Source organism: Aeromonas sp. A04, assembly GCF_047780465.1.
Taxonomy (GTDB): domain Bacteria; phylum Pseudomonadota; class Gammaproteobacteria; order Enterobacterales; family Aeromonadaceae; genus Aeromonas; species Aeromonas bestiarum.
In genome coordinates, this window is record NZ_JBLNHP010000001.1 from 1,118,047 (window position 1) to 1,132,786 (window position 14,740).

1 protein-coding gene is annotated in these 14,740 nt (G+C 64.2%); it reads right to left on the reverse strand.

Features of this window, described 5'->3' with window-relative positions:
* Nucleotides 1-197 precede the first annotated feature (197 nt).
* Nucleotides 198-14,723, reverse strand: coding sequence for an MARTX multifunctional-autoprocessing repeats-in-toxin holotoxin RtxA (gene rtxA, locus ACM3N8_RS05055; RefSeq protein WP_416015533.1), 14,526 nt, complete (start codon nucleotides 14,721-14,723; stop codon nucleotides 198-200).
* Nucleotides 14,724-14,740 lie beyond the last annotated feature (17 nt).

Here is a 14,740-nt window from a genome sequence, read left to right on the forward strand (position 1 = left end):
GCCTATGCCTGGAAAGGCAGGCGCAGCCCCATCCATTGGCCAAACCTGTGATGGACCGCTGTACGAAGGAGCAGGGAGCCAAGGCGCGCTTTCCCGCCGTTACGCACCGGCAAGGAGGCTCACACCCACCGTTTTTCCATAAAAAAACCTGCTCCGAAGAGCAGGTTTTGCATGTCATTGGGTTGGCTTCAGGTCGCTCAGGCGACGTGCGCCCGACCCTGTATCACATCCCCCCAGGCAGACTGCACCAGGCTGTTGGCCTGACTGTCGAGGCGATTGATCAGTCCCATGTCGCCCGCTTCGGGGGCGAAGCTGCTCATGGCCTGGATCAGGCTGTCGACCGCATGGTGAGAGAGCGCCGTGTAGGCGCGCTCGCCCTCTGCCTGCTGCTCGCCAAGACCTATGACCAGCTGGGCCCGGTTGTCGGCGAAGTAGTTGCTGAAGGTGGCGCTGCCCAGCTGCTCGAACTTGCCCTGCTCGCTCGCCCCGTCGGTGTGACGGTTGACCAGCAATTGCAAGTCGTAGCCGCTGCGCTTAAACCAGAGATCCCGCCAGCTGACGTCGTTGAAGACGATGAAGTCCTCCTTGCCGATGTCCTGCACCAGGTTCTCTATCACGGCGCCACTGAACACGAAGCTGTCGACGCCAGTGCCGCCACTGAAGCGGTTCTGATAACCCCCCAGCACCAGCAGATCATCGCCGTCCCCGCCATCAAGCTGGCTGAACTTGGCGACCCGGTCGGCGATCAGCCGATCCCGGCCGTCACCGCCCCGGATACTGGCGTGATAACCCATCAGCTTGACCTGATTGTTGCCATGCTCCGCCAGCAGGCGGTTGTGGTTGCCGAACACAATGGCAACGTCATCCCCCTCCCCCAGCCGGATCTGGTTGTGATGGCCTATGGTCACCGCAAAGTCCTGATCCGCACCGGCATCGATCTGGTTGTAGTTGCCGGAGGTGACCAGATAATCCTGGCCTGCGCCCCCTTCCACTATCCCCTCTTCCCCGAAGATGAAGGCCTGATCGTTGCCCTCGCCCATGAAGGCCCGGTTGACACGGCCGGCCAGCACAGCGACATCGTCACCCTGCCCGCCAAACATCATGTTCTCCCGTCCCATCATGATGCCAGTGTCCTGACCGGCACCGCCGGTGAAGATGTTGGAGGTACCGGTGGCATAGAAGACATCGTCACCGCGCCCCCCCCAGAAGTTGTTGTTGTCGCCGAGGTAGGCCCCCAGATCCTTGCCGTCTCCCCCCCAGTTGAAGTTGTAGTTGCCAAGGGAGACGTGCATGTCGCCATCCCCCTGCAGGTGACCACTGTTGCGCAGGAAGTCGAAGGTCTGCTCCTTCATGTTGAGCAGATCGGCCGTCAGGTTCTGCTTGAGGTTGCTGGCCAGCGCCTTGAGCTCCGCCTGCTTGTCGCCGTTGAACAGGGCCGCAAACAGGTTGGGCAGGCTCAGGGCGTTGAAACCGAACGCCTTCTCCTGTGAGGCGGCCGGCTGGGTAGCGGCCTTGGCAGAGCCTTCCCCCTGCTGCACCGACACCTCACCGGGTTTGGCCTCTTCGGGGGCCGCCTCCTGCAAGCCGTGGGTGCGGGCAAAATCGCCGAGGGCATCTGTGCCCAGATCCAGCCCGGCCTTGAGGCTGTCGAGCCACTTGGCAGGATCGGTCAGGCTCTTGAGCTGATCGCCACCAAATTCGGCGATGACCCCCAGCATCTCCTGCAACAGCGCAGGCGCATCGATGGCCGCGCCATCGCGCGCCACCAGCTGACCCCGGGCGTTGTAATCCACGCCGAAGATATCTGCCAGCGTGGTGTCGGCACCGACCCCGGCCAGTCGTCCCAGCAGCCGGTTTTGCAGCTGGCGCGGCAGATCAGTCGGAGTGAAGGTAAAGGTGGTCTTGGCCTGCCCGGTCGACGTGAACTCCTGGGTCAGGATCCCGAACAGGGAACCCAGGTTGGTGTCCAGCATCGCCTGGATGTTATCACCAAACACAAAGTTCCAGTTGCCCGTGGTGACCTGGATGTCGGCCCCCTGCCCGGCAACCGCGAAGTTGAACGCCAGCTTCTCGTTGGCCTGGCGCAGCTTGTCCGCCCGGCTCAGAGGCCCCTTTTCACCCTGGCCGCCGCCCAAGACGTGCTGGTTGAACGCCTTGTTGAGGGTTGCTTCCAGATCGCTCTTGAGGCCGCGACTGCTGCGCTCATGGTCGCTGTCCAGAGCCGTGAGCGAGCCGTACTTGACGCTGCTGGTCTGATCCAGCCCGGCCATGTCCGCCACGAACTTGTCGGCCCCGGCCAGGGTCCACTGCTCCCACTGGCTGGCAACCCAGTTCGGCTGAGAGCCGTCACCGGCTATCTGCTGCAGGGCACCGGCGATACGGGCCGCCCCACCAAAGGGGTTGACCATGGGCGGCGTGGGGATGGATTTCTCCAGCATCACGATGAGATCGTTGCTGCGCCCCTGGTTGAAGCTGACGTTGCGTTGGCCCACGAACAGCTGGGCCCCCTCCAACGCCTGGTAACCAGCGATGTCGAGGCTGTGTTTGCTGTCGCCATCCCCGATGTGCACCATGACGTTGTTGTCGCCGAAGGCCAGCGACTTCATGCCCCCCGTACCCACTTTGACACCCAGGTTGCTGGTACCCCAGTTGATGGCGGTGAACTCGCCATCCCCCACGTTGACCTGAATGTTGCCGGAGTAGCTGACCGCATTGTCGGCCTCTCCGGCGGCAGGCTCGGACTGACGCTGTTTTTCGGGGGCGACGAAGGTCTCGTCGTTGTCGGCGATGGCGCCGCGGGCGTGACTCTCGCCGTCACCCCGGCCCACGTTGGCCAGATCGATATCCCCTTCGGCCACACCGCCGCGCACCAGCTCGGTGTGCGCCACAGGCTCGCCGGCTTCGTTGAGGGTCAGCACCACCTTGTTGCCGGCCACCTTGCGGGCCCAGACATCATCTTCACCACGGGTGTGCTTGCGACCAGCCAGATCGACCGCCACCTCGCTGCTGCGGGCCGATACCTGGGCGTTGATCCCCTCGTTTTTCAATGCCTTGATGAAGCGGCTCGCAAACCCTGTCTGCTGGTCGTCGCTCACCAGGGAGCAACCCACCAGGCTGACGTAGCTCGGCTTGCTCGCCACACCCGCCTCTTGCAGGCGCTCGCCGAACCGGTGCAGACGCCCGGCCAGCTCATCGGCACTGTAGCCACTGAGTCGGCTGTTGTTCTGCTCATCACCGTCACGACCGTGACCCACCACCTGCCAGCGAATATTGCCAGCCAGCTGAGCAGGATCGCCATACACCACCCGATAGTTTCCATCCGCATCCAGCTGCACCACCAGGCTGCGGTCGGGGTGCTTGCCCGCCAGACTGGCCGCCGCTTTGGCGGCAACCGGATCATCTTCGGTCTGGATGATGATCTGGCCATCGAAGCGGGTCTCGCCCCCCTGGCGGCCCGGTGTCACCTCAGGCTGCTGCCACTGGGTAACCTGCTGGTTGCGTACCGGCTGATCCGCACCGTCCAGGCCCGCCACTGGTGTCCATTTCCTGGCGACATCGCCGTACTCGACCCGCTGGCTGGCGTCATCCTCCTGCAGGCGGAAGCGGTTGTCCGCATCCACCTTCAGGGCGGGCAGCCCCAGACGGTGGGTAATGCCCGGCACAAAGCCTTCGATCCCCTTGTGGGAGGCCAGGTGCGCGCTGCCGTAGATGGCGACGAACTTCTCGCCAGCCGGCAACTTGTCCAGCACGTCGACGGCGACGTTGTTGGCCGCCCCGGCGCGATACATGAGGCCGTGCTCAGTCCCGGCAATCGCGGGTCTTGCCGTGCTGCCGTCGTCCAGCGCCACAATCCGCAGCCCTTTCTCACGCGCTCGCTCGAACAGGGAGGGATCCAGATGCTTGGTTTTCAGCATGGTTGCCAGCTCGGGAGACATGTCTCCCCCCGCCAGATAGCGGTCGATCAGCGGCTGCGCCAGCTCGCCGCGCAGGTGCTCCAGACCGATGACGGTCACCCCCTGCGCCTTGAGGGCATCCATCTGCTCGTTGACGAAGCGCAGACCATTCACGTCGCTGCCATGGGTTTCCCCGATCAGCAGGCCGTTGCGGTTCTCCAGCAGGCGTGACAGCTGTCCCGTCAGCGTACTCTCCTGCGCCACCTGATCGTTCAGATCCCGCAGGGCATTCCCGGCATAGCGGGCATCCCAGGCCGCTATGTCTGTCTGCTTGCTGCTGTGATAGATATTCTCAACCTGCTCGATGCGGCGTGACTCCAGCTCGCCGAGATAGCGGCGGTCGGCAAACTTGTCCAGCATGATCATCTCGGCAGAGAGCTCGGAGCCGGGCGCCGCCTGCTTGGCTGCCTCCTTGATGAAGTAGACAGTCATCTGGGCAGACTGATCCCCCGTCATATCCTGCAACTCCTGATAGGAGTAGCCCAGGTGCAGCACCTTGCCGGTCTCGTCCAGCACGGCCTTGCTCAGCAGCCCCTTCGACTGGGCATCTGCCAGCCACGTCTTCAGCTCGCCATACTGCTCGCCGAGCGCGACATGGAAGCTGGCATCAAACGGCAGATCCGCAGGCGCTTGCCCCTGGTATCCCCCCTTGGCCGCCAGATAGGGATCTTGTGCCACCCAGCGCAGCAACATCTGGGTGAGACCCGGATGCTTGCCATTCGCCTCCTCGGCAGCCTTGCCGATGACGAGGGCTGCCAGATCGGGGCGACTCTTGGCCAGTGTCGCGACATCGGTTTGCAGCGACGCCAGCTCACCGCGATAGAGCCCGCCGTTGAGCTGGCTCTGCAGCTTGCTCAGCGCCGGGTTTCTGCCGGAGCCTTCGTGCCTGGTCTGGTAGTCGTCGATCAGCTTGTTCAGCCGCAATGCGGCCTCCACCTGCGCCTGCCCGGTGGCGCCGTGCAGCACGGCGAGCTGATCCAGGATCCCCTGATAAGACTCGCCAATGGGCTTGGCAAATACCTGGGCGGCTTTTTTCAGCTCATCCGGGCTGTAGGCGTCGGCAAACAGGCTGGTTGCCCGCTCCTGCGTCACCACTTTGCCCGGCAGCCCCGTCATCGGGCTCTCATCAAACACCGGCAACTGCAGGATCTCCTGCAGCGTGACCTTGTTGGCAAGATCCTTGGACGGCTTGAAGCGGGCAAGCGCGTCCCCGTTCATCTCGGTCACCCGGAAGAACAGCGGCTTGCCATCCGCTCCCGGCGTCAGGTGGTAGCCGTTCGCCATGTCGAGCCCCTCCTTGCCAAAGAAGCGGGTCATGTAACGACTGAATTTCTCGGCGGAGGAGAACTCGACTATGCCCACATTGGGATCGTAGAAACCGTAGACTCGGCCCGACTCCCCCTGCTTGGACCAGGCCGCCATGGCGTGGCCCGGCGCGTCCAGCTCCAGCAGCACGGGGGCGGCATTCCCCTTGGCGGTCAGCTTGCCGAGCACGCTATCGAGCGAGATGGCGCTCTTGCCTTCCCACTTCTCCTTGACGATGTCGTACTTGATGCTGCGCAGGCTGTCGTAGTTGTAGGACGCCGGCGTGTTGTTGTGGATCTCGGCCAGACTGCCCACCAGCTTGCGGGCGTTGTCCAGCTCGGCGGCCGAGTAGCGATCAGGATTGTTGATGACGGCGGCCGCTGAGTAGAGCTTCTCCATCATGCGCCGCGCCAGATCCGGCTGCCCCTCGCTCTCCAGCTGCTTGGCGACCAGCACCAGCTTGGAGAGGGGATCGCAGCGGCCACCAAAACCGTCATCCGCCAGATTCAGCAACAGCAACTGGGGTGCCAGGTGTTCCCTTGCCAGCGGATCTGCGCCCCCTTGCGAGGCCACGTCACGGAACAGGCGGTTGAACTGTTCAACCTTGGGTTTGATGGTGCTCTTGAGCGCCCGGTTCTCGATCTCCCAGGCGAGTGCCCCCTGCTGCTGTGGCGTCAGGGTCGGCTGGGTGAACAGATCAACCAGCTGGGTCATGCTCATGTCGGGCTGGAAGCCGTCAACCACCTTGCCAGCCAGCCCCTGCTGATACCCGGCGAGGAATGCCTTGGTGGTACGTATGTCCTTGGCCACGCCGTTGCTGCCCACCTGTGGGGCGAGCGCCTCCTGATAGCGCTTGAGATCGCGCTTGATGCCCTCGATGCCCTTGAGCGGCGCCTCGGCCCCCGCCTCTGACTGACTGCGGTTGAACAGATCGCCGACTATCTGCTCGGCATATTGGCCCATCAAGCGGTTGCTGGCCAGATGGCCATAGAAGGTCTGCTCACCGCTGACCTGATACCCGGCCACGGCCAGCTTGGCCCGCAGCTTTTCACCCTCGCTGCCGAGCCCTTCGTTGTCGGTCAGCAGCATAATTGGCGTGTTCTTGGGCAGGCCGTCGAGGTTTTTCTCTACCGAGAAACGGCCGTTGACCGCCTTGGCGATCGCCCCGACCAGACCGCCCGGATTGGGCAGCTCATGGGCAGTGATCGCCTTGCTCATGCTGGGCATGGGACGATCGAGCAAGAGGGCGCCCACCGGCTTGCCCTGCTCGGCGGCATAACGGGCCAGATCGGCGGCGATGGGGCCGCCCATGGAGTAGCCGTGGATCAGGATCTTGCCGGGTGCCACACCGCGCTCTTCCACCAGATAGCGGAACATGGTGCGGGCATCCTGATAGACCCCCTGTTCGCTGGGGCCGCCATCGCTGGCACCGTAGCCACGCAGGTTGACCGCCAGCATGTCGATGCCCTGCTTCTGGTAATGATTGCGAACGGCATCGGCCTGCTCCTCGGCAGAAGAGCCTGAGCCATGCAGGAACAGCACCACCTCGGGCTTGCCATCCTCCTGCGTCCCTTGCCGCTCGGTCCCCTTGTGCAGGTATCCGGACAGGCGGCCGGCGTCCCCTTGCAAGGTCACTTGTGCAGCCTCCCCTTTGCTCACTGCATGGTCGAGCAACTGCCGGGTGATATCGCCCACCTGGCGCCGCTCATCACGGGTGCCATAGAGGTTGTCGTTGAGGAAACGGGTCAGGGGGTTGAGCGGCTGCCTGTCCAGCGGTGCCGAGCCGTCGTTCTCCATGGAGACGGGCTTGCCGGATGAGGCGGGTTCAACCACCTCGACAGGGGCACTGACCTTGCGCGGCGACCCGAGTGCGGCCAGCTCAGCCAGCTGCGCCGAGTGGGCGTGTTGCTGATAAAAATCGAGGGTGCGGCCGAAGGCACGATCGAGGGCATCCTGCACCGCCGCCTTGCCGGCATCACCCGCCAGATCCACCAGATCCCGGTAGTTGGCGGTGTAGCTCTCCAGCACCTGCTTGCGCGCATCCCCGCTCGCCTGCAACGCCTGATAGACCGCCAGACTCTCGTTCACCGAGTGGCCGCCATCGAATACCAGGAAGGCAAGGGTGTTGAGGTAGGCCTGACTCGGGGAGTAAGCAGGGTCTTTCGCCGCCAGATAGTTGTTCAGGTGCACCATGATGTTGGTGGAGCCGGAGGCCCCGGTCACCACGGGCAAGCCCTTGTCCAGCGCGTTGCGCTCGAAGGTGGTCTCCTTGCCCGGCGTCAGTATGCGGCCATCGGCCACGCTGCGCCCGCTCAGGAAGTCGTCGTACTTGTCGCCGCCGGGCTGATAGTGCAGACCCGTGCCGTAGTCGCTGGTGGTGCGACCCGGCAAGTCGACTTGCAGCAGACCGTCCTTGGCAGAGGCGATCTCGGTGCTGGTCGAGCGCGCCTTGGTAATGACGCTGCCATAGAAGCGATCCCCCTCTCTCTTCCAGTCGGCCGTGTCCATGCCGAGCTCGGGATGGGTGGCCATCTTCACCGCAAGGAAGGGCACTTTGATGACATCGAAGCCGTTGTCGACCCGGGTCATCATCTGCTTGAAGTTGGCCAGATTCGGCTCGGCCAGGAAATCGGTCAGGCTGGGCACCCGGCTGAACCAGGGACGGGTGTCCTTTTTGATGGCCTCGGCGAATGCCGCCATCTTCTTGTCGATGCGCTGGCTCTGGGTGGCCTCGTCCAGCTGCAGTGTCTGGATCCAGTCGCCAAACTCCTTCACCAGGCTGGCACCCAGTTGCGCCGAGGTATCGATCGCCGCCTGCGACGGTGAGGTCACCAGCGCATGGGCAATCTCGGAGTCGAAACGACGGCCAAACAGGTTGTCTATGTACTGGCCGGTCGCCTTGCTCTTGTGCGCATCGGCAAGCAAGGCTTGCGCCAGCACCTGCAGCTGCGGCTGATCCCCCAGCGTCTTGCTGGCAGTCTCAAACAGGGCGATGGTACGAGGCCCATTCACCTCGCCAGAGAGCCAGAGTGCCTTGACCGCTGCGGCCAGCTGGCGGGTTTGCGGCGTGTCGAACTGACCCAGCTGATGGGCAAACGCGATCAGACTATCATGCTCGGTACGGGGCGCCTGCCGCTCGGCGTTGGAGTTGGTGTCGGTGAGCGGACGAATGCCGAGCTCGGTCACCCTGGCTATGTCGGAGGCACTCAACTCACCCACCACTCCCGTGATCCGGCCTATGCCGTCGAACACCAGCTGATGTTCGAAGCGGGCTGTCTGTTCAGGCGGCAGGGCCAGACCATGCACACCGGCAGCCTTGGCCCTGAAGGCGAAGGTGTGGCTCAGCAAGGAGGCGGCCTCGAAGCGCAGCGCCTTCACCTGTTCACCACGCTGGGCAAACTCTTTGGGGTCGCGAGCCTGCCACTGGGACAGGCTTTGCTCCAGCAGCCCCAGATTCGCCTCCGATGGCTGTTGCTGCACCCGAACCACGGCCTCGCGTACCGCCTTGAGCCGCTCGCTTGGCAAGTCGGTCGAGAGCTTGCCCAGCTGGCGGCGAGTGGAGTCAATGAAGCCATTGTCTTCGCGCCTGAGCAGCTGGAAGGCAAAACCGGCGGTCTCGGGGACGGCGACGGCCGGGCCTCGCACCGGGCTCCCCAGCCCGGCCAGGGAGACACCGGACAGACCCAGCTCGGCGCTGCGGCGCGAAGACGCATGGCTCGCCGGCACAGCGGCGCCCGACTCGCGCTCACCGACCATACCGGGCAGGGTGATGGCGGGCGTGCCATGAACACGGCTCCCGGCATTGATCTGCAGGCGATTGACCGCAGCCAGGGCGCCATCGAGGGCGGACTGCTCCTGTTCACTCAAGCCATTGGCGGCATCGATGGCCGATGGCTGGGCGCCAGCCGCAGCATAGGTCGACAGACCTGCGGCATCCGGCACATCCAGCTCACCAGCCTGCGGCAGCCGGGGTACCGCAACCGGGCTCTGGCCGTCATGCGCGTCCTGACGGCTCGGCTTGTCACCGCTTTGTTTCAGGCTCGCCGCATTCTGTCTGGCCTGTGTTGCCTGCTGGCTGGCCTGGCTACTGGCCTGCTCGCCTGCGGCCTGGGCCTGGCTGGCACTCGACTCGCCCTCTTGCTGCCGCTGCCGGGCATCGGCCTCGCGGGTCAGGGCATCGAGACGGCGCTGCTCGGCCTGCTCGGTCCGGCTCTGCCCCTGCGCCAGGGCTTCGCCCTGCAACTGTTCGTTGCGCTGCTGACCAGATTTGGACTGGGTCAGGGCGGCATCGACCTGCTGGCTCTGCTGCTCGCGGCGGGTTTTGGCATCCGTAATCGCCTCGCCTGCCGTGCCGCTGGCCTCTTCCAGATCTTCCTGTGTATCGGTCAACAAGCGGTCGGCAAAACCATTGCGCCAGTGCTGGCCGGACGGGATGGTAGCCGCTTCGGGCTGCTTGAGTTGTTCAAACTGGCGGGCCAGGGTGTCGAGCTGAGCCGTCATGTCGCGCGCTTCCGCCTCGATGACGCCGCGCTGATCCTGACCATTCTCGGCCAGCTTGCCCTCGTCGGTGGCTTCCAGCTGGGCCTGAGCGCCCGAGATGGCGGCCAGCTGCTGCGCCTTCTCCTGCTCCAGTCGCTGTTTGTCGGCATCGGCACTGGCCCGATCGGCTTGGGCCTGGGCGGCGTTGCCATCTTGCGCCAGTTGCGCGCTGACCTGGCCTATCTCGGCCTTGCCAGCCGCCGTGGCGACCACGTTGTCGAGCAGATAACCAAGGCCGTTGCTCTCCCCCGTGCCCCGGAACGCCAGGGTATTGCTCCCCGCGCGAGCGGTCAGGGTCAGCCGTTTGGTCTGCCAGCTGGCGGCGTCGCCCTCGCTGGCAAAGACGCGCTCGCCGTTCCACAGCACCTCGATGCCGTGCTGCTGCGAGATGTTGGCCCGACGGGCAAAATCGAAGTTCAGAGTGACAGTCTCGCCTGCCTGGAGGCCGGCAAGATCCTGGGAAATCTGGGTGTTTCTGTCGGTGGAGAGTTCACTGACACACTGGCCATGACCTTCGTCAGCCAGCCCGTAGGTGGCGGCAGAAAAGTCTGCCTCGATCCCGTCACCGGCATGCTGCCAGCCGTGGGCGCCCCGTTCGAAATCACCGTTGACGATGAGGTTTTCGCCGCCCCTGGCCAGGCCTTGCTCATCGAGCTGCAACGCCTTGTCCATGGCTTGCTCGTCGCGCTCGCCGGTCTGGCTCACCTGGCCGGTCAGGCCGCTCGCCAGCGAGGATTTCACCTCGCCAATCTCGTCCAGACCGAAGCCGCTCAGGGTCTGTACATCCCCCAGACTGGCAGCTTGTGGCGCCTTGACCGGGCCCTCTTCATCGCCCTGTACCAAGTAGTTGATGGCCTGGTTGCCTGCCGCACCGAACAGGGTCTGCTTGATGTTGTCAAACAGGGTGCCGAGCTTGTTGCTGCTGGTGTTGCTGCTGGCGATGGCCAGGCTGTAGAAGTCGCCATTGCCTATCTTGATGGCCACGTTGTGGCGGGCATAGGCCGCCGTCACGTCGAGCCCGTCGCCGATCTGGACATTGGCATTGCCCTTGCCCTTCATGACGGCAACGTTGAGCCCGTCCCCCACCTTGGTGTTGAGGTTGTAATCACCCCAGGCCAGGTTGATGGAGGTACCGTCGCCAACCTTGATGTTGTTGTTGAACTTGCCGTAGGCGGCGGTGACGCTCAGGCCATCCCCCACAGTGGTGGTCTGGTTGACCTCCCCCTTGGCGAGGGTGACCTGGATGCCGTCCCCCACCCGGGTGACGACGTTGGCCTTGCCGAGCAGGGCCTGATAGCTCTCGCCATCCCCCACCTGGGTGACTATGTTCGCATCCCCCTTGGCCAGCACGACCTGACGGCCATCCCCCACCTTGGTGATGATGTTGGCGCGGCCCCAGGCACCTGTGTAACTGTCGCCGTCGCCCACCTGGGTGACCAGGTTGGCCTCCCCTTGCAGCACCGCCAGCTCGCGGCCATCGCCGACCTTGGTCAGCACGTTGGCACGGCCCTTGGCGAAGCTGTAGCGATCGCCGTTGCCGACCTGGGTCAGCAAGTTGACGTCGCCCCAGGCTCCCTGCACCACCAGGCCGTCACCCACCTTGGTGATCAGGTTGGCGCGGCCCTTGGCCAGGCCTATGGTGCTGCCGGCGCCGACATGGGTCATGACGTTGCCCACCTCGGAGATGAGCAGACCCACGGTCGTGCCGTCACCTATCTTGGTCAGCAGGTTGCCCTTGCCCCACAGCACGGCGGCCGTGGTGCCATTGCCCACGTGGGTCAACACGTTGGCATCGGCCTTGGCGAGAACGCCGAGGAAGTCATCCCCCACCTTGGTGATGATGTTGGCCTTGCCCAGCGCCAGTACCCCGGTCAGACCGCTGCCCACATGGGTCACTATGTTGGCCTTGCCAAACAGGGCCGCCAGTGTGGTGCCATCGCCCACCTTGGTCATCACGTTCAGCTCGCCGGCGAACAGCCCCAGGCTGGTGCCGTTGCCTATGTGGCTGTAGACGTTGGCCTTGCCGATCATCAGCGCGGCGGTCAGGCCATCGCCCACTTTGGTCATCAAGTTCGCCTGCCCCAGCATGGCCGCGAAGGTTTCGCCAGCACCGACGTGGGTGAAGACGTTGGCATTGCCCACCATGGCAGCCAACGTCATGCCGTTGCCCACCTTGGTCGCCAGGTTGCCCTGGGCCAGCATCAGGGCCACGGTCAGGCCGTCACCAACATGGGTGAAGACGTTGGCCTTGGCCACCATCAGCGCCAGCGCATTGCCATCGCCGACCTTGGTGAAGACGTTGGCCACTCCGCCCATCAGGGCCCAGGCATCGCCCTGGCCTATCTGGGTAAACAGGTTGCCCGCGCCTATCATGGCGGCAATGGCCGTGCCGTCGCCCACCTTGGTGAACAGGTTGCCGGCGGCCCCCATGACCCCCAGGGTGGCGCCATCGCCGACATGGGTCAGCACGTTGCCCGCCCCCAGCATCACGGCCGAGAGATCGCCGTCACCGACCCGGGTCAGCACGTTGGCCGCCCCCAGCAGCAGCGCCTGGGTATCACCCCGGCCAATCTGGGTCAGCACATTCACGCCGCCCCCCAGTATGGCCTGCACCTTGCCGTTGCCCTTCTTGGTGAGCACGTTGGCGCCCCCCAGCAGCACGGCGCGGGTATCGGCAGCCTCGTCCCCCTGACTGATGTGGGTGAGCACGTTGGCCCCCCCCAGCAGGCCGGCGGTCAGCTGGCCGGCACCCAGCTTGGTCAGCACGTTGGCACCGCCCACCGACAGCGCATCGAGCCGGCCATTGCCGGCCTGGGTCAGCAGGTTGAAGCCACCGCCTGCCAGCCAGAGGCCACGACCGTCACCTATCTGGGTGTGGGTGTTGTAACCGCCCAGCATGACCACCTGGCTGTCGCCACGGCCCTGCTGCACCGAGATGTTGCCATAGGCCAGCAGGCGGGCCAGATACTCCCCGTCCCCGCTGCGTACCAGCACGTTGGCCGCACCGACGGCATAGACATCCATCTTCCCCTGCGCGCCCTGATGCACCAGCACGTTGGCCAGGCCGGCACCACGGAACACCAGATCGCCGCGCTGACCGCGCTTGATCAGCACGTTGGCCGCCCCGGCGCCGTTGAAGTGGATGTTGCCCTCGGTCACGTCGGACTCGATGACGTTGCCGCCACCGGCGCCGTCGAAGAAGATATCGCCCTTGCTCTTGCCACCGCCTTGCTGACGGGGAAGCAACGGCTGGGAGTCAAACTCCCGGGTGGCCGGCAGTCGATCCGACACGGCCGTGACGGTATCGAGCTGGTAGTGCACCTCGCTCAGTGAGTAGCCCCCCGTGCCCATGGCACTGAAACCCGTCTGCTCCGAGATGATCTGACCGGCCAGGCCGGCGATGTGATCGCCCTCCTTGTACCAGGCCCTGGACAGGTATTTGAGCGCACCGGTTTCCCTGTCGTTGGCCAGCTCTACCACCACTATCTTGGTGTAGGGGCCAAGCAGCTTGGCAAACACATAAGTGTTGGCCTGCGCCCGGGATTTCACCGCGCTGACCGCGACCTTGGTACCATCTTGATAGATGGCATGACCACTCATGTTGGCCGTGGAGAGGGTGACATCGGCGGCGGCCACGCTCACGCCACCGCCGTAGTTGATCCAGCTGTTTTCGGTCAGATCCGCTTCCACCGCCTGCAATGTGATGCGCTGACGCCGTTCAAACACCAGGTCCGTCAGGCGATAAGCGCCGTCGGTCCGGGTCGAGGTAAATCCTTGCTGTTCATTGATCTGGCTGCTGGCCAGGCTGGCGAGGTGATCGCCCTCCTTGTACCAGGAGGTGGAGAGATAGCGCAGGGGGCCCTGCTCGCCCTCGTTGGAGAGTTCGACCCGGTTTATCTTGGTGTACATGCCATCGAAGAAGGCAAACAGGTAGGTATTGGGTTGCAGGGTCGACTTGATGGCCGTGACCGCCTGGGACTGGTTGATCCAGCTGCCGCCCATGGTGGCCGTGGTCAGCGCTATCTCGTCGGCACGGGCGCTGGCGAAGGGCGAGCTGTCGCTGCCAGACCCCTTGCGGGAGAGATGATTGTAACCCCCCGCCCCCTTGAAGTGGATGTTGCCCTCGGCCACGTCCGACAGCAGCCGGTTGTAGCCGCCGGCCCCGTTGAAACGGATGTCGCCGCGGGTCTGCAGGTACTCATCCTGTTCGTTGCGCAGACGGGAGATCTCGTTCCAGCCGCCGGCGCCGTTGAAGGTGACGTCCCCCTCGCGCCCCTTGCGGAACACCTTGTTGTAGGCACCGGCGCCGTTCAGGGTGACGTTGCCGGACTCCACCTGGGAGCTGATGATGTTGGCTGCACCGGCGCCATGGAAGCTGATGTTGCCCTGCGACCCCTGATACTGGCTGTGCCAGGTGCGGTCCAGCTTGTTGGCCGCCCCGGCACCGCTGAAGGTCAGGTCGCCCCTGTCGGTCTGGTGCCAGAGCTTGTTGTAACCACCGGCCCCCTCGAAGCTGACGTTGCCACTGATCCCCTTGCGGGTCAGGAAGTTGGCAAGGGCCGCCCCCTGATAGCGGATGTCGCCCTCGCGCCCCTGGTGATCTATGTTGGTGCCACCGCTGGCACCGGCAAAGTGGATATTGCCCGATTCGGACTTGCTGATGTCCGCGTAGCCCGCCGCCCCCTTGACGGTCAGGTTGCCGGACTCATCGACCACCTTGAGGTAGGCGGCGCCGCCGTACACGCTGTCATTGCCCGTGCCGGTATAGACGGTGGCGCCAATGGAGCCGATCTTGATGGTGTCGTCACCGCCATAGGCACGGATGACGCCGCCAAAGCCAAAGGCATTGATGTCATTATTACCATCATCTGCCGTGTAATTACCGGTAAAGAAGTACTCAATACTTCTCCATACACTCTTTCCCATGTATTAACTCATTATGA

Excerpts from the sequence above, each read along its gene's own strand:
- rtxA (WP_416015533.1), bottom strand. The coding sequence starts at position 14,723 with ATGGGAAAGAGTGTATGGAGAAGTATTGAGTACTTCTTTACCGGTAAT.